Here is a 23,166-nt window from a genome sequence, read left to right as displayed (position 1 = left end):
GGGACCCCTACGACCCCGTCGCCAACATCACCGCCTCCTGCAACTACGCCGCCGACAAGTACGGCACCATGGACAACGTCAACTCCGCCTACTGATCGAGCCGGACGGACACCCTCCCCGGAACCGCGGCCGGGGTCCTTCCTGGACTTACCCGGGCGGCCGGCTATAGGTTCGAGAGCAAGATCTTCCGCCTCGTCGTGGCACGCAGGGGACGCATGTGCCCAGGCCGGCCCGTGGACCGACCGGAGCAGCCCCATGACCCCGACGACGGCCCCGACGGACGACGCGGACGACTCCGTACTGCTGCGCACCGAGGGCCGCGCCGCGTTCCTCACCCTCAACCGGCCGAAGGCCCTCAACGCCCTCAGTCACACCATGGTGCGCCGCGTCGACGAGGCCCTCACGGCCTGGGAACACGACCCGTCGGTCGAGACCGTCGTCGTGACCGGCGCGGGCGAGCGCGGGCTGTGCGCGGGCGGCGACATCCGGTCCATCCACGCCGACGCCCGTGCCGGTGGCAGCGCCTCGGCCGCCTTCTGGCGCGACGAATACCGGCTCAACGCCCGCATCGCCCGCTACCCCAAGCCGTACGTCGCCCTCATGGACGGCATCGTGATGGGCGGGGGAGTGGGCATCTCGGCCCACGGCAGCGTGCGGATCGTCACCGAGCGTTCCCGGGTCGCGATGCCCGAGACGGGCATCGGCTTCGTCCCCGACGTGGGCGGCACCCATCTGCTCGCCCGCGCCCCCGGCGAACTCGGTACGCACCTCGCCCTCACCGGGACGGCCGTGGGCGCGGCGGACGCCCGGCTGTGCGGCCTCGCCGACCACTTCGTACCGGCGGACACCCTGCCCGCCCTCGCCGCGGACCTCGCCACCGGGGCCGTGGCCGACGTCCTGCCCCGCCACGCCCGCGAGGCGCCGCGGGGGCGGCTGGACGCCGAGCGGGAGTGGATCGACCACTGCTACGCGGCCGACACCGTCGAGGAGATCGTCGACCGGCTGTTCGCCGCCGGTACCCCGGCGGCCAAGGAAGCCGCCGAGACCATCTTGGGCAAGTCGCCCACCGCCCTCAAGGTCACCCTCACCGCGCTGCGCCGCGCCCGGGACCTCGGCTCGCTGGAACGGGTCCTGGAGCAGGAGTACCGCGTCTCCTGCGCGGCCCTGACCGCGCCCGACCTGGTGGAAGGCATCCGTGCCCAGGTGATCGACAAGGACCGTGCCCCCCGCTGGTCCCCGGCGACCCTCGCCGAGGTCGGCGAGGCGGACGTGGCCCGGTTCTTCACACCGCTCGGCGCCGGGGAACTCTCCCTCGCCGACCGTCACCGAAAACCATTGGCCTGAGATTTCGTCGTGGGAGAGGCTGCCGCCGAACGATCTACGAACGGGGAGCGGATTCCATGAGCGGAACCATGAGTGGAACACTGACGGCGGGCGACGCGGTGACGGTCAGGCTGGTGAAGGACCCCAGGCCCGAGGTGCGGTATCCCGCGACCGTCGTGCGTGACGACGGTACGCACGTCGTGGTGCGCGCGCCCTGGGCGGGCGCCGGCACCCGGGACTTCGGGTTCGTGCGGTTCGAGAAGGGCGACGTGTTCACCGAGCACTACTGGCGCGACCGGTGGTACGCCGTCAAGGAGGTACGGGACGCCGCCGGGGCCGTGAAGGGCTGGTACTGCGACGTCACCCGCCCGGCCCGCGTCGAGGCGGACGGCCTCGTCGTCGCCGACCTGGACCTCGACCTGTGGCTCTCGGCCGACGGGGCCACGGTGTTGCGGCTGGACGAGGACGAGTTCGCCGAGAGCGGCATCGCCGAACGCGACCCGGCCGCCGCGGTGGCCGCTTGCCGGGCGCTGGACGAACTCGAGACGCTCGCGCGGGCGGGCGGTTTCGCTGCGCTCCTCGCCTGAACGGCTTGTTCCTTGGGCGCGGGCCGTCTTGGCCGCCTTTCGCCTGGCCGGCGGATCCTCGACTGCCGGCCGGTTGTGCCGCCTGCGGCGGCAGAGCGCCCTGCGGGCGCGTCCTCAATCGCCGGACGGGCTTGATTTGGCCGGGCTTGGCTGCCACGCCCAGCCAAAACCAGCCCGTCCGGCGATTGAGGACAACCAACCGCGCAGCGGTGGTGCGGGCCACGACACGGTGCCCCGCGAGCCCGCAGGGCACCCCGCATGGCAGGGTGGCCCCATGAGTGCTACGAGCCCCCGCGTCTCCGCCCTCGGTCTCGTCGAGGCGGTGGTGGATCCCGGCAGTTGGCGTGGGTGGGACGCACCGGTCGAGGTGACGACCGGTGACCCCGCCTACCGGGCGGATCTGCTCGCCGCGCGCGAGCGCACCGGGCTGGACGAGTCGGTCGTCACCGGTGAGGGCCTGCTGCGCGGGCGCCGAGTGGCGGTCGTGGCCTGTGACTTCCGGTTCCTGGGCGGATCGATCGGCGTCGCGGCGGGGGAGCGGCTCGTCACCGCCGTGGAGCGGGCCACGGCCGAGGGGCTGCCGCTGCTGGCGGCGCCCGCCTCGGGCGGCACCCGGATGCAGGAGGGCACGATCGCCTTCCTCCAGATGGTGAAGGTCACCGCCGCGATCACCGACCACAAGGCCGCCGGGCTGCCCTACCTCGTCTATCTTCGCCACCCCACGACGGGTGGCGTCCTCGCGTCCTGGGGCTCCCTCGGTCATGTCACCGCTGCCGAGCCGGGTGCCCTCATCGGGTTCCTGGGGCCGCGGGTCCACGAGGCCCTCTACGGCGAGGAGTTCCCGCCGGGCGTCCAGACCGCGGAGAACCTGCTGGCGCACGGTCTGGTCGATGCCGTACTGCCCGCCGACCGGCTGCCCGAGACGGTGGCGCGGGCGCTCACCGTGCTGTGCGGAGACGCCACCGCCCCTGCGGAGGAACCCTCCGCCACGGCCGGTCCGGCGTCGGCGCCGGAACCGGCCCTCCTCTCCGCCGCCGAGTCGATCCGTCGCTCCCGGCGCCCCGACCGGCCCGGTGTGCGGCGGCTGTTGAGGGCCGCGGCCACCGATGTGACCCTGCTCAGCGGCACGGGCGCGGGTGAGCGGGATCCCGGGCTGCTGCTCGCGCTCGCGCGTGTCGGCGGCACCCCGTGCGTCGTGCTCGGTCACGACCGCGGCGGCCAGGCGGAAGAACCGGGCACGGGCGGGGCGGAGGCGGGTGTTCCCGCGCATGGTCAGGCGCTCGGTCCGGCCGGGCTGCGCGCCGCGCGACGGGGCGTGCGGGTCGCCGCCGAGCTGGACCTGCCGTTGCTCACCGTCGTCGACACGGCCGGGGCCGCGCTGTCGCGGGACGCCGAGGAAGGCGGGCTGGCGGGGGAGATCGCCCGGTGCCTCGCGGACCTGATGGCCTTGCCCGCCCCCACGTTGTGCCTGCTGCTGGGGCAGGGCGCGGGCGGGGCCGCCCTCGCCCTGCTCCCGGCGGACCGGGTGCTGGCGGCCCGTCACGCGTGGCTGTCGCCCCTGCCGCCGGAGGGCGCCTCGGCGATCCTGTACCGCACGACGGACCGGGCGTACGAAGTGGCCGAACGTCAGGGGGTGCGGTCCGACCACCTGTTGGCGAACGGCATCGTGGACCGCATCGTGGAGGAGGGCGAGGGCGAGACGGCGGACCCCGACGGCTTCCTTCCCCGGCTCGGCCGGATCCTCGGCGCCGAACTCGCTGTCCTCAAGGGGCGTGAACAGGGTGAACGGCTTACCGCCCGCCGCGCGCGCTACCGAAACCTCGGCGTGCGCAGGTGACTTCACGCCCCGAAAAATGGGGGCATTGCCTCCATACCCCCAAGGGAGATTGGCATCCTTAGGTTTGCCTAACCTAAGGTCTCTGGTGTGAAGGCGAACGATCTCCGGGATGCCCGGACCCCGTCCGCGTGCCCTCGGACGACCGCGCTCCGCGGCACCCGGCCCCGCCGGCCGCAGCCCCCCGACGGGCCCCGGCGCCGCCCCCGGTCCCGGCCCCGGTCCCTTCCAGTTGCCCGGGAAGCCGGGCCCCGGGCCCGGCCGGGCCGTCGTGACGGCCCCGGACAGTCGTAGCCGGCCGGGCCACCCCGGGCCGGCCCGGCGGAAACACCCAGCGCGCCCCCAGGTGCTCAGACCTGCCCGAAACCCGCCACCCGCCCCGAAAGGCGCCTCCCGTGCGGCTTCATCTGCTCGCGCTCAACCCGACCGACTCCGTCACCGAGGGCTTCCTCCCCGCGGCCGCCCGGCTCGGTCTCGCCGTCACCGTCCTGACCGACCAGCCGGCCGCTCACCGGCGCGCCTACGCCCGTCCCGCCGGGGGAACGACCCACGGCGGACCCCGGCCCGAACTCACCGTCACAGGCTGCGACGTACGCGACTTCCGCGAGGTCATCGGGCGGATCTCCGCACTCGGCCGCCCCGACGCGGTGTTCACCAACAGCGACCATCTCCAGACCCAGGCCGCCCTGGCCGCCGACTACTTCGCCCTGCCCGGCAAGGACTGGCGCGCCGCGCTGCGCACCAAGAACAAGACGCAGCTGCGCCGCGGCCTCGCCCGAGCGGGCCTCGACACCGTCTGGTGCGCCGAACTGGCGCCCACCGAGGACCCGGCCGTCCTCGCGGACCTCAAGGCCCCCTTCCCCTGTGTGGTCAAGCCACGCGAGGGCGTGGCCAGCGAGGACGTCGTACGCGTGGAGGACGGGGCCGAACTCGTCGCGCGCTGCCGGGAGATCCGCGACCGCGGCTCCCGCGCCACCCTCCTCGTCGAGGAATACCTGGACGGGCCGCTGCACACCCTGGAGACGCTGGGCGACGGCCGCACCCTGCACATGATCGGTGCCTTCCGCACCCGGCTGTCCCCACCGCCCCACTTCGTCGAGGAGCGGCTCGACCTGCTGCCCGCACCGCCCAGACCGCACACCGACCAGGTCCTGCGGCAGCTCCACGCCCTCGGCGTCGGCTTCGGCGCCTGTCACACCGAGTTCGTCGTCCAGGGCGAGCGCGCCCGCCTCATCGAGGTCAACTACCGGGCCATCGGCGACCAGTGCGACCTGACCCTCGCCCACGTGCTGGACATCCCGCTCTTCGAGCACATCCTCCGCGTCCACCTCGGCGAGCCGCTGCCCACCGGCCTGGGAGCACGCACCGACGGCCGGGCCCGGGTGGAGTACGTCCGCGCGGACCGCGGCGGTACCCTCGTCGCGGCCCCCCGGGCGAGCGACACCGAGCGCGACGGCGTACGGCTGGTCTACCGGCCGCTGCGGGAACGGGGCGAGAAACACCCGCTCCACCACACCAACCGCGACTACCTCGGAGTACTGCGGGCGACCGGCACCGACCAGGGCCGGATCGACCGGGCCGTCGAGGAATTCCTGGCCGACCGGCGCTGGGAGATCGTGCCATGACCCCGAACGGCTCCGACCCGGAGGAGGAACTCCTCGGGCGGATACTGAGCACACTGCTCCGCGAGGACGCCTACGGCCTGCGCACCCGCGCGCGCGTCGAACGACGCCCCGACGGCGACTGGCTGCGGCTCCCCATCGGCGGCGACGGCGGCGCACTGCCCGTCGGGCCCGAGGGATTCCAGTGCGAGGTGCGGGCCCGCCGGGCCCTGCTGGAGACGCCCGACGGCATCCTCACCGGGCTGCGCCCCGTCCTCACCCGGCTGCGTGCCGCGGTCGCCCCCGAGGACCGGGCCGGATTCGACCACTTCCGCGCCGAGTGCGACGAGGCGCTCGCCGCCACCCGTCTGCACGGCCGGGTGCGCGACGACGTCGTCGAACGGCTGGCCGGGACGTACGGACGGGACACCGGCCGGTGGACGGGACCGCACCGCTCCCTCGCCTACGACACCCTCGCCGCCTTCCGCGACCACCCCGTCTACCCCACCGGCCGGGCCCGCGCCGGACTCACCGAGACCGAAATCCGCGCCTACGCACCGGAGTTCCACCCCACCTTCGCCCTGCGCTGGCTCGCCGTCCCGCGCGACGCCGTACGCGGCGACCGGGCGGGGCTCCCGCCCTGGTGGCCCGCGCCCGGCACCCTCGGCCTGCCCGGACTCGACACCACCCACCTCACCCTGCCCGTCCACCCCCTCACCGTGGGCGACCCGCTCGCCGGAGCGCTGAAGGCCGCCGGCCTCGAAGGCTCCGCCCACCTCGCCGAACGGCCCTGGCTCCAGGTGACACCGACGCTGTCGACGCGCACCCTCGCCGTGCTCGACGACCCGGCGACCCACCTCAAACTCCCGCTGACCACCGCCACCCTGGGGTTGCGCAACCGGCGCACCATCAAACCCGGCACCCTCGTGGACGGCGAGGTCGGACAGCGGCTCCTCGAAGAGATCATCGCGGCGGAGCCCCGCTTCGCGCCCACGGTGCTCCTCGCCGACGAGCGCACCCACCTCGGCACCGACCACGAACTCCTCGCCGCCCTGGTCCGCCGCCACCCACCCGGCCTGCGCGGCGCGCACCTCGTGCCCGTCGCCGCGCTGCTCGCCCGCACCCCCGACGGCACGCTCGTCGCCGACGCCCTCGCCGACCGCTACTACGGCGGCTCGCTCGCCGCGTTCCTCGACGCCTACCTGACGCTGCTCCTCGACTGGCACACCACCCTGTTCGCCTACGGCATCGCCCTGGAGTCGCACCAGCAGAACACCACCGTCGTCCTCGACGAGACCTCCGCGGGCCCCCGGCTGCGGCTGCTGCTCAAGGACAACGACGGGCCGCGCGTGCACTCCGTCCGGCTCGTCGGACGGCTCGGCGGCGGTGCCGCCGACCTCCTCGGCTTCGACGACCGGCGGATCCTCGTCGGCGGCGACGGCCCCGTCGCGGACGTCTTCACGACGATCACCGTGCATCTGTGCGCGGGCGCCCTCGCCTTCGAACTGGCCCGCACCGGACGCACCCGGCTCGCCCCCCTGCTCGGACAGCTCCGCGCACGGCTCACCGAAGCCGTGGACCGGCTCGCCCCCGGCCCGGCGGCCGTGCTGCGCGCCCGGGTCCTCGACGCCGACCGGCTGCCGGTCAAGGCCATGGTCACCGCCGGCACCCTGCTCACCAAGGAACGCTCCGGCGCGGCCGACATCAACAAGTACTACACCGAAGGCCCCAACTACCTGCGCCGACCGGAGGCATGACGACACGGCGCACACTCGTGGCCGCGCCCCTCCCGGTGGGCAGACTCACTCCACGGACGTCACCGCACCACCGGTACCCGACCGCCGCCGACCGCCCCCGACGGCACCCCCACCGCCCTCCGTACCCGCTGGAGCCGCCGCATGTCCTCCGCGTCCCTTCCCGCCTCCCCGCCCCGGACACCCCGGCCGCCGCACCGCCCGCGGACCACCGCCCTCGCGGGCCGGGCGGACGCCGACCACGTCGTCGCCCACACCCTGCTCAACTGCCTGCTCCGCGAGGTGTCCGGCCCCGAGCACCAGACCGCCGTCACCGACGGGCACCTGCTGCTGCGGCTGCCCCGCTGCGACGTGCTGCTGCGCGTCGCCCTGCGCCGCGCCTCCCTGATCGGCGCCCACCGCTTCACCGGCCCCGTCAGCGTCCGGCGGTCCGACGGCTGGGCCGAACTGCCCTGGCAGAGCGTCGCCGAGTACATCCACCGCGAGCTGGGACTGCGCACCGGCCTCCGCAACGACGAGTTCCTCGCCCAAGTGGCCGCCAGTCACACCGGCGTGAGCGCCGCCCTGCGCGCGGCACGCCGGGAGACCGCGGCCCCCGGCACGGCGGCCGCGGACCCCTACCTGGACTCCGAGCAGTCCCTGCTCTTCGGCCACCGCTTCCACCCCACCCCCAAGGCCCGCACCGGCTCCCCGGCCGACTGGGACCGCTACGCCCCCGAGGCCCGCGCCCGGTTCCGGCTGCGCCACCTGGCCGTGCGACGGGAGTACGTACGCGAGGAGGCCGCGACGCCCGGCGCCCTCGCCGCCCTCGACCGGCAGGGCACCGTCCCCGACGGCTACCGGCTGCTGCCCGTGCACCCCTGGCAGTACGCGATGCTCCGCGACGACCGGGCCCTGCGCGCCGCCATCGCCCGCCGCGACGTCCTCGACCTCGGCCCGCGCGGCGCGGAATTCGCCCCGACCGCCTCGGTGCGGACCCTCTACGACGGCCGGGACTTCCTCAAGTTCAGCCTCAACATCCGCATCACCAACTGCCTGCGCAAGAACGCCGAGTACGAGCTGACCGGCGCCGTCGCCCTGACCCGGCTGCTGGAACCCGTCGCCGCCGACCTCGCCGCCCGCTTCCCCGGCACCGACCTGCTGCGCGAGCCCGCCTACCGCACCCTCGACCTCGGCGGACGCGACCTGGCCGAAGGCTTCGGCGTCATCGTCCGCGAAGGGCTGGGCGCCCGGCTCGCCCCCGGTGTCACCGGGCTGCTCGCCGCCGCCGTCGCCGACGAATACCCCACGGGCGGCGCCCGGCTCGCCCGGCTGCCGGCCACGGCCGGCCCGGCGGAGGCACTCGCCTGGTGGAACGCCTACCTCGGCCTGCTCGTCCCGCCCGTGCTCGCCGCCTACTTCGACCACGGCGTCGTCCTCGAACCACACCTGCAGAACGTCGTCCTCGGCGTCGCCGCCGACGGCACCCCCCGGCAGATCCTCTTCCGTGACCTCGAAGGGACCAAACTGCTCCCCGACCGGCACGCCGCCGCCCTCGCCGCCCTCCCCGACGACGTGGCCCGCCCCCTGACGTACGACCGGGAACGCGGCTGGGACCGGGTCGTGTACTGCCTGCTCGTCAACCACCTCGCCGACATGCTCGCCGCCCTCGCCGACCGGCACCCGCCCCTGGAGCCGGAGCTGTGGCGCGCCGTGCGCGCGACGCTGGACCGCCGCGCCGCCGCCCACGGCGACCCGCCACCGCTGCGCGCCCTGATCGCCGGGGCACCGCTGCCCGCCAAGAGCAACCTGCTGACCCGCTGGGAACGCAAGGCCGACCGCGACGCCGGCTACGTCCGCATCGCCTCCCCCCTGGTGCCGGACCTGCTGTCCGCGTTCCCGGCCACCACCCGCACCACCGAACCCTGGAGTGCCACCCCGTGATCACCCCCCGCGTCGCGGCCCGCGCCGCCGCCCTGCCGGCCGAGGAACTGCCCGCCTACCTCTACGATCTGGCCGCACTGCAGGAGCACGCGCGCACGGTACGGGCCGCCCTGCCCGGCGGCGTCGAGCTGTACTACGCGGCCAAGGCCAACCCCGCCCCCGAGATCCTCCGGGCCCTCGCCCCGCACGTCACCGGGTTCGAGGTCTCCTCCGGCGGCGAGCTGGCCCACGTACGCGAGGCCGTGCCCGCCCTCCCGGTCGCCTTCGGCGGCCCCGGCAAGACCGAGGCCGAACTACGGCTCGCCCTCCGCCTGGGCACCCGGCGCTTCCACGTGGAGAGCGAAAGCGAACTGCGGCTGCTCGCCGGGCTCGCCGGCGAACAGCCCGGCGACGCCCCCGTGGACGTGCTGCTGCGCGTCAACCTCCCGGCCGGGGACGGCGAGCTGGGCGGAGCGGCCCTGGCGATGGGCGGCGGACCCGGCCCCTTCGGCCTCGACCCCCGCCGCGCCGAGGCCTGCCTGCCACTGCTGCGCGGCGGACCACTACGGCTGCGCGGCGTCCACGCCCATCTCGCCAGCGGACTCGGCCCGGCCGCGCATCTCGCCGTGGCGGCCCGGGTCGCCGACTGGGCGCGTGAACTGGCCGACCGGCACGGCCTCACCCTCACCGAACTCAACGTCGGTGGCGGCATGGCCGTCGACTACGGCCGCCCGGCCGTGCCCTTCGACTGGGCCTCCTACGGCGCGGGCCTGCGCGACCTGGCCGCCCGCAACCCCCAGCTGACCCTGCGCATCGAACCCGGCCGGGCGCTCACCGCGTACTGCGGCTGGTACGTCACCGAGGTCCTCGACCTCAAGCACAGCCACGGCGAGGCCTTCGCGATCCTGCGCGGCGGCACCCACCACTTGCGCACCCCCGCCGCCAGGCAGCACGACCAGCCCTTCACCGTGCTGCCCGTCGACACCTGGGAGCGATCCTGGCCGCGCCCGGCGGCCCTGGACGAACCGGTGACCCTCGTCGGCCAGCTGTGCACCCCCAAGGACACCCTGGCGCGCCGCGTTCCGGTGGCCGAGCTGCGGGTGGGGGACCGGGTGGCGTTCGCCATGGCCGGCGCGTACGCCTGGAACATCTCGCACCACGACTTCCTGATGCACCCCGCGCCGGCCTTCCACTTTCTCACCTGAGAGCCCGGGGGCTCGGGGTGCCCCCGGGGGCGGCTCGGGCGGGCGTTCAGACCAGGCCGGTGGGCTGCCCGACGGCCAGGTGGGACGCGCCGTTGAGGAGACCCACGCCCAGCCCGGTGGCGGTGTGCAGGACGGTCTCGCCGACCCGCCGGGTGCCGATCAGCCCCGCCTGGCGCAGCACCGAGGTGTGATGGCTGACGGTGGCGGGCGAGATGCCCACCTGGCGGGCGACCTCACCGGTCGTACAGCCCGGGCCGCCCGCGACGGCCTCCAGCACGGCGGCCCTGCGCATCCCCAGCAGGGCCGCCAGCGCCCGCCCCGCGGCCGGCCGGGGCTCCCGCTCGCCGAGCCAGCGCAGATCGTGGGCGATGGGGTAGACGAGTACGGGCGCGAGCCCCCGGTCACGCAGCAGCGTCGGCGTGGGCCAGCAGAAGAACGAGGGCACGAGCCGCAGACCCCGCCCGTCGAGATGGAGATCGCCCCGCACGTGCGGGCCGCGCAGCTCCAGCACCGGCGGGCTCCAGCACAGCGACGGGTGCAGCGTGGGCAGCAGGTGCGCGCTGCCGCCGGTGAGCAGGGCACGAGTGCGCACCGAGCAGTCGGCGCCCAGCCGGCCCCGGATATGCGCCCAGTGCGGCAGCAGCGCCGCCCGGTGGTAGTCGCGCACCGCCTCGGCCAGGCCGTCGAGCGTCTCCCGGTCGCCGTCCCCGAGCGACCGGGTCCAGCGGGCGGGCGGCCGGGTGGCCGACAGCTCCGTCAGGTCCTTGCGCAGCCGGACGCGGGGGGTCGAGCGCAGCGCGTCGATGCCGCTCTCCAGGCCGTCGGCGGAGGCGGCGGGGGTGAGGAAGTCGGGGGAGTAGCCGTAAGGGGGCGCGAGGTCCAGCAGCCGCCGGTCGACCGCACCCACGTCGGCGCGGACCCGGCGACGCCAGCGGGCGAACACCGGGGCGGCGTCGGTGCTCTGCAGCATGTGCAGGCTCAGGAGCACTTCCCACAGCGGATCCGGGTGCTGGGCGATCGTGATGCGGGTCAGGTCCTCGCTGGTGAAGTGGATGCGCAACGTCATGGCGGCGTCCCTCGTGGCTCGGGATGCCTCGCGCTCCCACGGTGGTGGCCGCGGTTGCCAGGCGTGTCCGTGTGTCCCCCCTTGCTGGGTGGGACGCACGGCGCGCCCAAAGGGTTGCTTTGAGTTGACGAAATGTGACGTTCCGTAAAACTTGCGGACGTACGCGGTCCATGACGGCGTCCGGCGCTGCACCCCCTCGGCCCCTCGGTCGGACGGCGTGCCCGCCGCCGCCCGGCCGGTCCCTTGGCCGCCCCCGGCGTCCCCTGCGCGCCGGGGGCGGGTCGCGCCCCGGGCAAGACCCGGGCCGCCCGGTCCGCGCTCGGTCCGGTGCCGTGGACCGGCCCCCCGACCCGGCCCAGCGGCAAGTCCCAACGTGCCAGGTGCGCCGGGGAAGGTCCACCTTTTCGAAGCCCCTCTAAAACCCCAGGTGGGACCGGGCGTGGGGGAGTCGGCGGGCGACATGGGCCTCATGCGCCCCGGCGGGCGCGGACCGGTGCCGCAAGAGGCGGACGGGTTCCCTCCGGGCCCGGCGGACCCCCGCGCGCCCGCCGGTTTCGGCCAGGTCGCGGCACCGGAACGCCCGCGCGGACCGGGCGCCGGAGGCGCGGAACGCCCGGGCAGGGCCGCAGCGGTGATGACGGACCACCCCGGGCCTACCGTGGGGCCCGGGGCGGCCGAAGGCGAAACCGCGCCCCGCGAGACGCCGGCGACGCGACGGCCCTCCGCGCCGGAACAGCGGCCTGAGCGGCGGTTTGACCGGCGCGCCCACCGCTCCCGGGGTGCTCGCCCGTAAGTCGTGACCATGAAGTGCGGGCCCGCCCGGGGGACTTCGGGAACCGAGCAGAACGGGACTGGCTGGTTCCGGGGGGTCCCAAACGATCTTAGATGGTGCATGCATCTAGATGGGGCGTACGGTGATCATCGCGATCCGCCCGTGAACCGTCGCGGACCGTGATCGACGAGGGCACAGCCGACCCGGGCACCCGGGCGGCCTACCGAGAAGGAGACCGCGACCATGTGCGGGATCACCGGATGGATCTCCTACGACCAAGACCTCAACACCCCCACCACGCGCCACACGCTCGACGCGATGACCGAGACCATGGTGTGCCGCGGCCCCGACGCCGGAGGCGTCTGGCTGGACACCCACGCCGCCTTGGGCCACCGCCGGCTCGCCATCATCGACATCGAGGGCGGCAAGCAGCCGATGCTCGTCGAGCACGACGGCCGCACCCTCCTCGCCACCACCTACAGCGGCGAGGTCTACAACTACCGTGAGCTGCGGGCCGAACTCGAAGCCCTCGGCCACGCCTTCCGCACCTCCAGCGACACCGAGGTCGTCCTGCACGCCTACCTCGAGTGGGGCGAGGCGTTCGCCGAGCGGCTCAACGGCATGTACGCCTTCGCGATCTGGGACCCGCGCACCGAGGAACTCCTCCTGGTCCGCGACCGCATGGGCATCAAGCCGCTCTACTACCACCCCACCCCCGACGGCGTGCTCTTCGCCTCGGAGGCCAAGGGCATCCTCGCCCACCCCACCGTGCGCCCGGCCGTGGACGCCGAGGGCCTCGCCGAGCTGCTGGCGAACACCAAGACCCCCGGCCACGCCGTTTACAAGGGCATGTACGAACTGCGCCCCGGACACCTCGCGCGCATCAGCCGCGACGGCCTCACCGTGCGCCGCTACTGGGCACTGGAGGCACGCGAGCACACCGACGACCTCGACACCACCATTCACCACATACGCGAGCTGCTCGACGACATCGTGGCCCGCCAGCTCATCGCCGACGTCCCGCTGTGCACCCTGCTCTCCGGCGGGCTCGACTCCTCCGCCATCACCGCGCTCGCGGCCAAGGGCCTGGCCGACGCCGGCCGCGGGCCGGTGCGCTCCTTCTCCGTCGACTTCGCCGGTCACACCGAGAACTTCGTCCCCGACGCGATGCGGCCCACCCCCGACGGCCCCTACGCCCACGCCCTCGCCGCACACGTCGGCTCCGACCATTCCGACATCATTCTCGACACCGCCGCCCTGATGGACCCGGCCCACCGCGCGGCCATCCAGTCCGCCCGCGATCTGCCGCTGGCCTTCGGCGACGGCGACACCTCGCTCTACCTGCTGTTCAAGGCCATCCGCGAACAGTCCACCGTCGCCCTCTCCGGCGAGTCCGCCGACGAACTCTTCGGCGGCTACCACTGGTTCCACGACCCCAAGGTCGTGGCGACCGACACCTTCCCCTGGATCGCGGCCGGCATCGCCGACAGCTTCTCCGGCCCGCGCAGCGGCGGCCGCGTCGCCCTCCTCGACGCCGGCTTCCTCGGCAAGCTCGACGTGGACGCCTACCGGGACGCGCGCTACCACGAAGCCCTCGCCGAGGTCCCCCGGCTGGCCGGCGAGAGCGGCCACGAGAGGCGCATGCGCGAGATCTCGTACCTGCACCTCACCCGGTTCGTGAACCTCCTCCTCGACCGCAAGGACCGCGCCAGCATGGCCGTCGGCCTCGAGGTCCGGGTGCCGTTCTGCGACCACCGCCTGGTCGAGTACGTCTTCAACACCCCCTGGGCGATGAAGACCTTCGACGGCCGGGAGAAGTCGCTGCTGCGCGCCGCCACCCGCGACACGCTCCCCGACATCGTCGCCGACCGGGTGAAGAGCCCCTACCCGAGCACCCAGGACCCGCGCTACGCCACCGCCCTGCGCACCGAGCTGAAGCGGGTCACCGCCGACCCGGACGCGCCCGTGCGTCCGCTGCTCGACACCGCGGCCGTCGCGCAGGCGCTCGCCGACGACGCGGGCGAGTCCTTCCGGACCGGTACGGAACTCATCCTCGGCATCAACTCCTGGCTGCGCACCCACGACACGGCCCTGGAGGTGTAGCGCGCCGCCGGGCATTGCCCGAGGAACGGGCACGGTGGGGCCTTGGAGGCGCACAATGGGTGACACCACCCCGCCCAGCCAGGAGTCCCACCGTGGCCTTGCACCTGACCGTCGACCCGGACGCGGCCGAACCGCCCTACGAGCAGATCCGCGCCCGCATCGCCGACCGGGCCCGCTCCGGCGCGCTGCCCGTGGGCTACAAACTCCCCACCGTACGGGGCTTCGCCGAGGAACTGGGCCTGGCCGCCAACACCGTGGCCAAGGCCTACCGCGCCCTCGAAGCGGACGGGGTGATCGAGACCCGGGGCCGCAACGGCACCTTCATCGCGGCCCCCGGCGACGCCGCCGACCGGGAGGCGGCCGCGGCCGCCCAGGCCTTCGCCCAGCGCGCCCACCGGCTGGGCCTGGACCGGGCGGCCGCGCTCGCCGCCGTCGAGGACGCGCTGCGCGCCGCGTACGACTCCGCCCAGGACGGCGGGGATCAGCGGTAGAGCTTGCCGACCGCCGTGGCCGTCGTCGTTCTGAAGGCGGCCACCGGGGCGTCGGCCCAGCGGCCCATCCGCCCCCACGCGACCACGGTGACGGTCGCGCCGTCCCGGCCCACCCCGTACAGACCGATGTCCAGCGCCCCCTCGGGGCGGGCCGCATGCACCCCGAGGACCCGCGCGCCGTCCTCGGTGTTCAGCACACCGAAGTCGCGGCCCTCGGCCTTCGCCCCCGGCGACTCGCGCACGATGCGCCCGGCGCAGCCCCGGACGGACTTTTCCACCGCGGTGGCCAGCGCGGCGGCCCGCCCGGGGCCGTCGGTGGTGACGACGACCTGGACGGCACCCGTCTCCAGGTCGGTGGTGAACCGGCGGTGCGCGGCGCCCGCCGCGCCGAGCACCTTCTCCTCGACACAGGGCACGCCGGACTCGGGCAGCCCCCGGGTGACGGGGTGCGCGGTCCAGCCACCCGGGTGCGGGGGCAGCTCGGAGGCGCGGAGAAAGGCCGGCCCCGGGGACGCGGCCCGTACGCCCTCGGCGTGGGCGGTGCCGAGCGGTATCGCGGTCAGGGCGGTGGTCACGGCCAGGATGCCGAGAGCGGTGGCGTGGGTACGGCGGTCACGAACGGACATCGGTGATCCCCTGTCGGGTGAGTGGCTGTCGTCGGTGGCCCCGGGCCGGCCCACGGTCGCCGCCCGTGGGACCCGGCCCGCTGCCCTTGTCCTACAGATAGAGTCCCGCGTCCGCGCCGTCGTGCTGCGCCGGCACCGACGCGGGTCCGCTGCCGCGGCGCAGCGCGAACAGCTCCGCGAGGGTCGCCCCCTCCCGGCCGATGCCCTCCTCCCTGCCGAGCCAGTTCACCGCCTCCGGTCGGGTCAGCGAGCCCACCTCGATCCGGGCGAGACACCGGCCGGGACGGACGACGGCGGGATGCAGCCGCTCCAGGTCCTCGTTGGTGGTCACCCCGACGAGCACGTTGCGGCCCTGGCCGAGGAGCCCGTCCGTGAGGTTCAGCAGCCGCGACAGCGCCTGCCCGGCGGTGTGCTTGGCCTCGCCCCGGATCAGCTCGTCGCAGTCCTCCAGGAGCAGCAGCCGCCAGCGGCCCTTCGCCGTCCCGTCGTCCTCACCGATCGCGATGTCCATCAGATAACCGACGTCGTTGAACAGCCGCTCGGGGTCGAGCACGCAGTCCACCTGGCACCAGTCCCGCCACGAGCGGGCCAGGGTGCGCAGCGCGGAGGTCTTGCCCGTGCCCGGCGGGCCGTGCAGGAGCAGCAGCCGGCCGGCGATGTCGTCCGGGGTGAGCTTCATCAGCCGGTCCATGGCGTCCGCCACCGGCGCGGTGTAGTTCGCACGCACCTCCTCCCACGTGCCGGCGGCGATCTGCCGGGTGGTGCGGTGCGGGCCGCGCCGGGGGGAGACGTACCAAAAGCCCATGGTCACGTGCTCCGGCTGCGGCTCGGGCTCGTCCTCCGCGCCCGAAACCGCCTGGTCCAGCACCTTCTTGGCCAGCTCGTCGGTGGCGGCCGTCACCGACACGTCCGCGCCCCGGCTCCAGCGGGAGATCAGCAGCGTCCAGCCGTCCCCCTCCGCCAGGGTCGCGCTGCGGTCGTCGTCCCGCGCGGCACGCACCACACGGGCGGACGGTGGCAGGAGCGTCACCCCGGTCCGGACGCGGTCCACCGAGTGGCTGTGCGCGTACGGCTGCTCGCCGGTGGCGAACCGGCCGAGGAAGAGGGCATCGATGACATCGGACGGCGAGTCGCTGTCATCCACGTTCAAGCGGATGGGCAGGGACTTCTCCGTGGGAGTGGTGTCCGGTTCGGCGGGCGGGGCCTGCCTCCTGGCAGCGGGGCGGTCGGCACACATGCCGCCCATGATCCGGCACGGAACGCCCGGGCGCACCATGGTTTTCCCGGCTTCCGCCGTCGTTACCCGGTAAACCGCCGCACACCGATTCCCGCGCCGATACTCTGGCCGGTGATGGGACGTCATCAGACGAGCCGCGGATTGTCCCGGGCGGGGCGGTGGGGAGTCGCCGCGCTGCTCGGTCTCACCCTGCCCGTCCTCGCGCTGCTGGTGGCCATGTGCGGCGGCGTCCTCCAGCCGCGCGGCGGTGAGATGGAGACCCACCGGGGCACGGCCGTCGGCTGGGGGTTCACGCACACGCAGTACAGCGCCGACCGCGGCGACGCCGGCGCCCGCGAGGCCGCCGGAAAGCTCCTCGCCTCCGACCCCGTGTCGCAGAACCAGCACATCATGGGCTGGGGGGTGGACAACCCCGAGCCCAAGCCGGGCGTGTACAACTTCGCCGACCTGGACCGGCGTGTCGCGCTGATGCGAAGATCAGCCGGGACGCCGGTGCTCACGCTGTGCTGCGCCCCCGACTGGATGAAGGGCGGCGGACAGCGGACGGACTGGTCCCAGAAATCGTTGGAGACCGCTCCCGACCCGAAGTACTACAAGGACTTCGCGAAGCTCGCCGGAGTGGTGGCCAAGCGTTATCCGGATATACGTCATTTCATCGTCTGGAACGAACTCAAGGGTTTCTTCGACGAATCCAAGAACCGCTGGGACTACGAGGGCTATACCGAGCTGTACAACCTCGTCCGCGCCGAGCTGAAGAAGCAGAACAAGAACAACCTCGTCGGTGGCCCCTATGTCGTCATGGACAGCGAGGCCCCCGGCTCCAAGGCCAACGCGTCCTCGCTGCGCGGCCCCTGGGGAGTCGTCGACCAGCGGTCCCTCGACGCCGTCACCTACTGGAACAAGCACAAGACGGGCGCCGACTTCGTCGTCGTCGACGGCTCCAGCTACACCCGGGAGACCGAGCAGTTCCACCCCGACGAATTCGGCGCCACGACCAAGTTCGCCGACGTCACGAACTGGCTCAGAAAGACCACCGGGCTGCCGGTCTGGTGGGCCGAGTGGTACGTGGAGCCCGCCGACGGCAATGACGACCGAAGGGGATGGACCGAACAGCACCGCCTCGCCGTCCAGGCCACCGCGATGACGCAACTGGCCGGCTCGGGCGCCGCCGCGGCCTTCTACTGGAACCCGCAGGAGCAGAGCGCGTATTGCCCCGGCTGTCTGTGGCGCAGCACGGAACTGGCCGACGGGGGGAAGGAACTGCCGATGATGGACCTGCTCACCCGGTTCGCCAAGGAGTTCCCGCCCGGTTCCGAGTTCCGCGAGGTCGACACCGGGGGCGCCTCCGGCGTCCGCGCACTCGCCACGGACGAGACGCTGCTGGTTGTCAACACCCGGAATCAGCCTGTCTCGGCCCGAGTGGACGGCCGCCTCCTTGACCTGAAGGCCTACGAGGTCCGCTGGGTGCCCTAGGGCGGGCTGCTGTGCTGTGTCCTCAAGCGCCGGACGGGCTGCTGTGCTGTGTCCTCAAGCGCCGGACGGGCTGGTTTGGCTGAGCCCAGTTACCACCAGCCCGTCCGGCGATTGAGGACACCGCCGCGCAGCGGTGGTGCGCCTCCATGATCCGCCGGACGGGCCCCGCCTCAGCTCTCGGAGATGACTGCCCCCGCGGCCGTGGTGGTGACGATGACGGTCAGCAGGTTCTGCGCCGCGTCGACGACCCGGCGCACGGCCGGTGCCGCCCACTGTCCGCGTGCCACAGCCGCCGTACCCGCCTCGACGGCGCGCGCGTCGGCGTCGGGGAAGGCCAGCCGGTGCAGCTTCGCGCCGTGGACCAGGGCCACCAGGCTCGCCGTACGCTCGTCGGGGTCCGCTCCGTGGAGAACGACCGCCGTCAGCCGCCGGCGCAGCGCGACCTCCACGGAACCGTCGGCCTCCGGGTAGCGGCGGACGGGGAAGAGCCCCAGCACCTTCTTGGTCTCCTCCCGGACCAGCCCCTTCTCCCGCAGGCCCTGGCTCGCTCCGGCCACCGCGGCCTTCTTCAGGTGCTGCATCCAGTGCTTGACCGTGCCGGGCTTGTCCGACGCGACGATCTCGGCGAGTTGGGCGTCGAGGCACGGCACACCGAGCGGCGCCGGGTCGCGGACGGAGACCACCTCACCGGTGACCTCGATCCGGTCGGCCAGCGCCAGCTCCACCAGCGAGGCGGCGGCGATCGCCCACGCGGTCCTACCCGGCTCCCGCCCGTAGCCCCACTCGTCATCCAGCGACAGCAGGAGGAGCTGCTCACCCAGGGTGGTTTCCATCGGTGTTCCTTTCAGCACGTCAGATCCAGCCACGTTGGCGGGCGAGGTGCGCGGCGGCATGCCGGTTCTCGACGCCGAGTTTGGTCGTGACCGCGGACAAGTAGTTGCGGACGGTGCCCTGCGCCAGCGCGGCCCGCTCGGCGATCTCCTCGATCGGCGCGCCGTCGGCGGCCAGGGTGAGGAGGTCTGTCTCCCGGGAGGTGAGGGGGGAGTCACCGGCGCCGATGGCGTCGGCGGCCAGGGCGGGGTCGATGTACCGGTTTCCGTTGTGGACGTTGCGGATGATCGAGGCGAGCTCCTGGGCCGACACGGTCTTGGACACGAACCCCTGCACTCCGGAGGTGAGCGCACGCTTGAGATGACCGGGCAGACCGTGGCTGGTGACGATCAGGGCCCGGCAGGCGGGAAGCACGCGGCCGAGGTCCTCCGCGACGGTGATGCCGTCCTTGCCCGGCATCTGGAGGTCCAGAACGGCCACATCGGGCTGATGATGGCGGGCCATGGCCAGGGCCTCGGGGCCGGTCGACGCCTCGGCGACCACCTCGAGGTCGAGTTCGAAGGCCAGCAGGGCGGCCAGGGCGCCGCGGATGAGGTGCTCGTCGTCGGCGAGGAGGACACGGATCATCGCGCTGCCTCATTCGGTATACGGGCGATGAGGTGATAGGTGTTCTTCGGACCGGGGCCGTGGTGGAGGGTGCCGCCGAGCGGGGCGAGTCGCTGGACCAGCCCGTCCAGGCCGGTCCCGCTGCCGGGGCTGTTGTCCGGCCGCGTACCGTCGTTGGTCACTTGTAATCGCGTTCCTTCGGTATCGGAGCGGGTCACGGTGATGGTGCACTGGCCGGCTCGGGAATGACGCAGCACGTTGGTGACGGCTTCTCTGACGACCCAGCCCAGCAGAATCCGGGTGCTCTCCTCGATCTCGTCCGTCGGGACGGTTTGGTGAATGTGGCAGTCGGCTCCGGCCGCTTCCAGGACGGCGCGGGCACCGGCGAGTTCGGCCGTGAGGTCGGCGGTCCGGTAGTTCCGGACGACGTCTCTGATCTCCTTGTGCATTTCGCGTGCCAGCCGCTGGATCTCCACCATCTCCGCTTCGGCCTTGGGGTCCTCCGTCAGCCGGGCGGCCAGTTCACCCTTGAGGGCGATGACCGACAGATTCCGGCCGATCACGTCATGCAGGTCCCGGGCGAAGCGGAGACGTTCTTCGGCGAGGACGAGGCGGGCTTGTGACTCGCGCGCCGCGTTCAGCTGCCACAGGACGGACAGGAACCACACCGACGACCGCATCAGCACACCGACGACGCCCCAGCCCGCCAGTGTGATGGCCAGGGTGGGGAGCGTCGTCCGAGGATCGAGGTAGAGGGTGACGCAAGCGGCGGCGGCGGTCTCGGTGAGCGCCACCGCACCGTAGAGGCGCAGATTGGCTGTGGCGGACAAGGAGAAGGCCAGCGGCAGCGCGACCACGAGTGATCCGGTGGCGATCGGATGCGCCTTGGTCAGCCATCCCATGTCGTACAGGTACGGCACCAGCGCGAGTTCGAGCGCCGTAAGGGCGGCGATACCGCTGATCAGTGGTTTCGGCTGGGTCTGGCGTCCGATGACGTAGGCGACGGCGGCGGAGGCACCGATTCCCTGGAGGGCCGTGAGCGCCGCTGCCGCCAGTGCCGCCGCGACGGGCGCATGGCCGGTGCGCAGATCGGCCACGAGCGGCCACAGCAGGGAAGCGAGGAAGAGCCAGGGCATGGAGCAGAGCATCCATTGGGTGTAGACCGTGGCTTGCTTCACATTGTTGCGGTGCTGCGAGATCTCCATCCCGCCTCCCTTCCCCCCGGCTATTCGATCAACCTCTGGGTTCCCAGCGGAACCAGCGCCGCACCCCCCAGGCAGCCAGGGCGGTCCAGACGAGCAGGGTCACGACGCCGACCACCGAGTCGGCCAACCCCGCCCCCTCTCCGGTCCATCCGGCCTGGACCAGACCGATCGCCGGGCTGAGCGGGAAGAATCGGAGGATGTCGCCGACGATGCCCGGCAGGACGTCCATGGGAATGAGGGTGCCAGAAGTCAGCAGGAGAACGAGAAAGCCGACGGTACTCACGCCTTGTGCGCTCTCGGCGGTGCGGGCGAGGGCCGTGCTGAGCGCGGCCGCGGCGGTCGTCAGGACGGTCCCGAGAACGATGCCCAGGACCGCCAGATGCGGTGCCGCCGGTGCTCCCGTGTCGGCGACGACCGAGATGGCCGTGGCGATCACGGCGAACTGGACCAAGGCCGCCAGGGCCATGGGGGCGGCGGCACTGGAGAGGATGACGATGTCGGTGACCTCGCCGGTGCGCAGCCGCTTGAGGAGATGATCCTCGCGGCGGATGACGTAGACGCCCATGAGGGGGGCGTAGACGGCCATCACGAGGATGATGCCGGCGGAGGTGGCGATCATCACCTGGCCCATGCCCAGTCCGGCACCGGCGAGGTCGTACCGGTCCATGAACGTCGACGTGCCGAGGATGATCATCACGGGGATGACCAGCACGTTGACCAGGTTGGTCTTGCTGCGGGCGAAGAGAGCGAGTTCGACCCGGCCGAGCGCGGCGAGATGGGCGACGGCGGTGCTCATGCGGTGTCCTTCGTGCCGGTCCTGGCGATGCGTAAGAACGCTTCTTCCAAGGACGCCGAGCTGGCGTCGAGTTCACCCAGATCGATGCCCTTGTGGCGTGCCCAGATCAGGACTTCCGTCGTGGTGTGCTGAAGGTCCTGGGTGGACAGATGAGTGCGCCCTTCCTTGCCGGTGGTCACCGTGGCCCGGAGATCCGTCGGTGCGGGAAGGTCCTCCGGGCCGAAGCCGGGCGGCAGGCGGAAGGTGAGGGTGGAAGGGTGCGCGGTGACGATGTCGGCCACCGTTCCGGCTGCCGCGATCTCCCCCTGGTGCATGATCGCCAAATGGTCGGCGAGTTGTTCGGCCTCCTCCAAGTAGTGCGTGGTCAGCACGATGGTGGCGCCGTCGTCGTTGAGCTGCTTGATGATCTGCCAGGTGTCGTGGCGGCCTTCGGGGTCCATGCCGGTGGTCGGCTCGTCCAGGAACAGCAGGTCGGGCCGGCCCAGGGTGGCCATGGCGAGGTCCAGGCGCCGTTTCTCGCCGCCTGAGAGGTTCTTGACCGCCACGTCCTTGCGAAGGGACAGACCGACCATGTCGAGGGCTTCCGCGACGGGGCGGGGGGCGGTGGTGACGCTCGCCCACATGCGGACGGACTCCTCGGCCGAGAGGTCGGTGAGGAACCCCCCGTGTTGAAGCATGACGCCGGTGCGCGGGCGGGTGTGTTTGCGGTCCCGAAAGGGGTCGTGCGTCCCGAACAGGCGAATGGTGCCGCCGGTCGGGCGGGCGAGGCCTTCGAGGAGTTCGACGGTGGAGGTCTTGCCCGCACCGTTGGTTCCGAGGAGGGCGAAGATCTCGCCCCGCGCGACGGTGAACTCGACGCCGCGTACGGCCGCGAAGCCCTGTGCACCGGAGGGTCCGTACCGCCTCCAGAGGTCTGTGACCTCTATCACATTCCGTGTGGCGCTGGTGTCCATGCCTCAAATCGTCGCTCACGAACTGCAGTTGAACAGGTGAGAACTGTCATGCCTTCGTGTGACAGACGTCATGGGCGACCGTGACGCATGTCAGTAAATGGACTACCTCATTCCCTAGTAGCGATGTGATCTGCGTCATACGGACGGGGTTGGCGTTGATGCTTGTATCCGGCCTGTCGGCGCGGTGATCGCCCCAACAGCCGAAGCCGATACCCCGTCAATTGCACTGCGATGCCCAAGACTTCGGCGCCGGTATCGGTGGCCGACGGACTCCCACGCTTCCGTGGGGGTCGGACATATCTAGAGATGGGAACGTCCCATGACGGAGATCGTTTCGTACGTCAACGAGAAGCTGGACCTCGGCCGGCTCGAGGACGGCCGGTCCGCCACCGAGCAGTCCCCGGTCCTCGCCACCCCCGCCGCCGCTCTCGCGGCGCTCGGCGGCGCCAAGGTCGTCGGTGCGGCCGTCGGTGGCGCGACCCTGGTCGGCGGCGCCTACGCGCTCGGCCGGGCCATCGGCTGACCTCACTCACCACATCGTCGATCACCGATCGACCGATTCATCCGAAGGGAGGCAACACATGAACGACATCATCGACGCGCTCAACGAGCTGCAGATTCCCAACGAGGGCACGGTCTTCCCCGACGCCACTCCGGTTCTGGCCACTCCGGCGGCGTTCCTGGGCGGCGTAGCGGTCTCTTCCGCCGTCGTCGGCGCGTTCGAAGCGGGCCGCGGCTGATAGCCGGCCTCGCCCCGTAACACGAACACGCAGGGGCTTGGTGTCCGCCGCTTACATGTCT

At 72.8% G+C, this 23,166-nt stretch carries 20 protein-coding genes and 1 pseudogene; 13 read left to right on the top strand and 8 right to left on the bottom strand.

Translation table 11 applies throughout. From position 1 onward, the window contains the following. The 8 genes and pseudogenes from ACZ6MA_RS09065 to ACZ6MA_RS09030 all read left to right on the top strand — a co-directional run. Positions 1 to 95: pseudogene (locus tag ACZ6MA_RS09065) on the top strand (transglycosylase SLT domain-containing protein); the annotation flags it as partial. A gap of 160 nt (positions 96 to 255) precedes the next feature. Then, the gene (locus ACZ6MA_RS09060; RefSeq protein WP_469432249.1) at positions 256 to 1,344 is read left to right on the top strand and encodes an enoyl-CoA hydratase/isomerase family protein; all 1,089 of its coding nucleotides are present in this window, start codon (positions 256 to 258) and stop codon (positions 1,342 to 1,344) included. 68 nt (positions 1,345 to 1,412) lie between these two features. Continuing rightward, positions 1,413 to 1,910: a ribonuclease FAU-1 family protein gene (locus ACZ6MA_RS09055; RefSeq protein WP_469432248.1), complete on the top strand. Its 498-nt coding sequence runs from the start codon at positions 1,413 to 1,415 to the stop codon at positions 1,908 to 1,910. A gap of 274 nt (positions 1,911 to 2,184) precedes the next feature. Beyond that, positions 2,185 to 3,747, top strand: a complete 1,563-nt coding sequence (locus ACZ6MA_RS09050; RefSeq protein WP_469432246.1) for a carboxyl transferase domain-containing protein — start codon at positions 2,185 to 2,187, stop codon at positions 3,745 to 3,747. 392 nt (positions 3,748 to 4,139) lie between these two features. Then, positions 4,140 to 5,369 carry an ATP-grasp domain-containing protein gene (locus ACZ6MA_RS09045; RefSeq protein ID WP_469432244.1) on the top strand — a complete coding sequence of 410 codons (1,230 nt, stop codon included), beginning with the start codon at positions 4,140 to 4,142 and terminating at the stop codon, positions 5,367 to 5,369. Then, complete coding sequence (locus ACZ6MA_RS09040; protein ID WP_469432243.1) at positions 5,366 to 7,102, top strand: IucA/IucC family protein; 1,737 nt, start codon at positions 5,366 to 5,368, stop codon at positions 7,100 to 7,102. Before ACZ6MA_RS09045 ends, ACZ6MA_RS09040 begins: the two co-directional genes overlap by 4 nt. Before the next feature lie 141 nt (positions 7,103 to 7,243). Further along, the gene (locus tag ACZ6MA_RS09035; RefSeq protein WP_469432242.1) at positions 7,244 to 9,022 is read left to right on the top strand and encodes an IucA/IucC family protein; all 1,779 of its coding nucleotides are present in this window, start codon (positions 7,244 to 7,246) and stop codon (positions 9,020 to 9,022) included. Further along, entirely contained in the window at positions 9,019 to 10,206 is a 1,188-nt protein-coding gene (locus ACZ6MA_RS09030) for a type III PLP-dependent enzyme (RefSeq protein WP_469432240.1), read from the top strand. The genes ACZ6MA_RS09035 and ACZ6MA_RS09030 overlap by 4 nt, the downstream gene beginning before the upstream one ends. Positions 10,207 to 10,252: 46 nt before the next feature. Here the strand turns inward: ACZ6MA_RS09030 and ACZ6MA_RS09025 are convergent, their stop codons facing one another. After that, on the bottom strand, positions 10,253 to 11,272 hold the full coding sequence (locus tag ACZ6MA_RS09025; protein WP_469432238.1) for an ArsR/SmtB family transcription factor: 1,020 nt from the start codon (positions 11,270 to 11,272) through the stop codon (positions 10,253 to 10,255). Between the two features lie 1,015 nt (positions 11,273 to 12,287). Here ACZ6MA_RS09025 and asnB point away from each other — a divergent pair. Further along, positions 12,288 to 14,147 carry an asparagine synthase (glutamine-hydrolyzing) gene (gene asnB, locus ACZ6MA_RS09020; RefSeq protein ID WP_469432237.1) on the top strand — a complete coding sequence of 620 codons (1,860 nt, stop codon included), beginning with the start codon at positions 12,288 to 12,290 and terminating at the stop codon, positions 14,145 to 14,147. A 92-nt stretch (positions 14,148 to 14,239) separates the two neighbouring features. Beyond that, positions 14,240 to 14,638: a GntR family transcriptional regulator gene (locus ACZ6MA_RS09015; protein ID WP_469432236.1), complete on the top strand. Its 399-nt coding sequence runs from the start codon at positions 14,240 to 14,242 to the stop codon at positions 14,636 to 14,638. Here ACZ6MA_RS09015 and ACZ6MA_RS09010 read toward each other — a convergent pair. Both ACZ6MA_RS09010 and ACZ6MA_RS09005 read right to left on the bottom strand, forming a co-directional pair. Continuing rightward, positions 14,629 to 15,264, bottom strand: coding sequence for a hypothetical protein (locus tag ACZ6MA_RS09010; RefSeq protein ID WP_469432234.1), 636 nt, complete (start codon positions 15,262 to 15,264; stop codon positions 14,629 to 14,631). The genes ACZ6MA_RS09015 and ACZ6MA_RS09010 overlap by 10 nt on opposite strands. Positions 15,265 to 15,355: 91 nt before the next feature. Next, the gene (locus ACZ6MA_RS09005; RefSeq protein ID WP_469432232.1) at positions 15,356 to 16,501 is read right to left on the bottom strand and encodes a DUF5925 domain-containing protein; all 1,146 of its coding nucleotides are present in this window, start codon (positions 16,499 to 16,501) and stop codon (positions 15,356 to 15,358) included. Positions 16,502 to 16,615: 114 nt separating this feature from the next. Between ACZ6MA_RS09005 and ACZ6MA_RS09000 the strand changes: the two genes are divergently transcribed. After that, positions 16,616 to 17,974 (top strand): xylan 1,4-beta-xylosidase, encoded by a 1,359-nt coding sequence (locus ACZ6MA_RS09000; RefSeq protein ID WP_469432231.1) that lies wholly within the window; start codon positions 16,616 to 16,618, stop codon positions 17,972 to 17,974. Positions 17,975 to 18,144: 170 nt separating this feature from the next. Here the strand turns inward: ACZ6MA_RS09000 and ACZ6MA_RS08995 are convergent, their stop codons facing one another. Genes ACZ6MA_RS08995 through ACZ6MA_RS08975 form a run of 5 tightly spaced genes read right to left on the bottom strand, consistent with a single transcriptional unit; the run spans position 18,145 to position 22,365 of the window. After that, on the bottom strand, positions 18,145 to 18,807 hold the full coding sequence (locus ACZ6MA_RS08995; protein WP_469432229.1) for a GOLPH3/VPS74 family protein: 663 nt from the start codon (positions 18,805 to 18,807) through the stop codon (positions 18,145 to 18,147). A gap of 19 nt (positions 18,808 to 18,826) precedes the next feature. Then, positions 18,827 to 19,432 carry a response regulator gene (locus ACZ6MA_RS08990; RefSeq protein WP_469432227.1) on the bottom strand — a complete coding sequence of 202 codons (606 nt, stop codon included), beginning with the start codon at positions 19,430 to 19,432 and terminating at the stop codon, positions 18,827 to 18,829. Continuing rightward, positions 19,429 to 20,616 carry a sensor histidine kinase gene (locus ACZ6MA_RS08985; protein ID WP_469432225.1) on the bottom strand — a complete coding sequence of 396 codons (1,188 nt, stop codon included), beginning with the start codon at positions 20,614 to 20,616 and terminating at the stop codon, positions 19,429 to 19,431. Before ACZ6MA_RS08985 ends, ACZ6MA_RS08990 begins: the two co-directional genes overlap by 4 nt. Positions 20,617 to 20,644: 28 nt before the next feature. After that, positions 20,645 to 21,412 (bottom strand): ABC transporter permease, encoded by a 768-nt coding sequence (locus tag ACZ6MA_RS08980; RefSeq protein ID WP_469432224.1) that lies wholly within the window; start codon positions 21,410 to 21,412, stop codon positions 20,645 to 20,647. After that, on the bottom strand, positions 21,409 to 22,365 hold the full coding sequence (locus ACZ6MA_RS08975) for an ABC transporter ATP-binding protein (RefSeq protein ID WP_469432223.1): 957 nt from the start codon (positions 22,363 to 22,365) through the stop codon (positions 21,409 to 21,411). Before ACZ6MA_RS08975 ends, ACZ6MA_RS08980 begins: the two co-directional genes overlap by 4 nt. A 319-nt stretch (positions 22,366 to 22,684) precedes the next feature. Here ACZ6MA_RS08975 and ACZ6MA_RS08970 point away from each other — a divergent pair, with 319 nt between their 5' ends. Continuing rightward, on the top strand, positions 22,685 to 22,888 hold the full coding sequence (locus ACZ6MA_RS08970) for a hypothetical protein (protein ID WP_469432221.1): 204 nt from the start codon (positions 22,685 to 22,687) through the stop codon (positions 22,886 to 22,888). Positions 22,889 to 22,946: 58 nt separating this feature from the next. Next, on the top strand, positions 22,947 to 23,105 hold the full coding sequence (locus ACZ6MA_RS08965; RefSeq protein WP_469432220.1) for a hypothetical protein: 159 nt from the start codon (positions 22,947 to 22,949) through the stop codon (positions 23,103 to 23,105). Positions 23,106 to 23,166 lie beyond the last annotated feature (61 nt).

It is taken from the genome of Streptomyces sp. NPDC042259 (assembly GCF_055582085.1).
This window is presented reverse-complemented; position numbering and strand designations above follow the sequence as displayed.

Bases quoted from the DNA above. Each gene is read 5' to 3' on its own strand.
- ACZ6MA_RS08965 (WP_469432220.1), top strand. From the start codon at position 22,947: ATGAACGACATCATCGACGCGCTCAACGAGCTGCAGATTCCCAACGAG.
- ACZ6MA_RS09040 (WP_469432243.1), top strand. From the start codon at position 5,366: ATGACCCCGAACGGCTCCGACCCGGAGGAGGAACTCCTCGGGCGGATA.
- ACZ6MA_RS09035 (WP_469432242.1), top strand. From the start codon at position 7,244: ATGTCCTCCGCGTCCCTTCCCGCCTCCCCGCCCCGGACACCCCGGCCG.
- ACZ6MA_RS08980 (WP_469432224.1), bottom strand. From the start codon at position 21,412: ATGAGCACCGCCGTCGCCCATCTCGCCGCGCTCGGCCGGGTCGAACTC.
- ACZ6MA_RS09050 (WP_469432246.1), top strand. From the start codon at position 2,185: ATGAGTGCTACGAGCCCCCGCGTCTCCGCCCTCGGTCTCGTCGAGGCG.
- ACZ6MA_RS09005 (WP_469432232.1), bottom strand. From the start codon at position 16,501: ATGTGTGCCGACCGCCCCGCTGCCAGGAGGCAGGCCCCGCCCGCCGAA.
- ACZ6MA_RS09000 (WP_469432231.1), top strand. From the start codon at position 16,616: ATGGGACGTCATCAGACGAGCCGCGGATTGTCCCGGGCGGGGCGGTGG.
- ACZ6MA_RS08975 (WP_469432223.1), bottom strand. From the start codon at position 22,365: ATGGACACCAGCGCCACACGGAATGTGATAGAGGTCACAGACCTCTGG.
- ACZ6MA_RS09060 (WP_469432249.1), top strand. From the start codon at position 256: ATGACCCCGACGACGGCCCCGACGGACGACGCGGACGACTCCGTACTG.
- ACZ6MA_RS09025 (WP_469432238.1), bottom strand. From the start codon at position 11,272: ATGACGTTGCGCATCCACTTCACCAGCGAGGACCTGACCCGCATCACG.
- asnB (WP_469432237.1), top strand. From the start codon at position 12,288: ATGTGCGGGATCACCGGATGGATCTCCTACGACCAAGACCTCAACACC.
- ACZ6MA_RS08985 (WP_469432225.1), bottom strand. From the start codon at position 20,616: ATGGAGATCTCGCAGCACCGCAACAATGTGAAGCAAGCCACGGTCTAC.
- ACZ6MA_RS09010 (WP_469432234.1), bottom strand. From the start codon at position 15,264: ATGTCCGTTCGTGACCGCCGTACCCACGCCACCGCTCTCGGCATCCTG.
- ACZ6MA_RS08970 (WP_469432221.1), top strand. From the start codon at position 22,685: ATGACGGAGATCGTTTCGTACGTCAACGAGAAGCTGGACCTCGGCCGG.
- ACZ6MA_RS09055 (WP_469432248.1), top strand. From the start codon at position 1,413: ATGAGTGGAACACTGACGGCGGGCGACGCGGTGACGGTCAGGCTGGTG.
- ACZ6MA_RS08990 (WP_469432227.1), bottom strand. From the start codon at position 19,432: ATGATCCGTGTCCTCCTCGCCGACGACGAGCACCTCATCCGCGGCGCC.
- ACZ6MA_RS08995 (WP_469432229.1), bottom strand. From the start codon at position 18,807: ATGGAAACCACCCTGGGTGAGCAGCTCCTCCTGCTGTCGCTGGATGAC.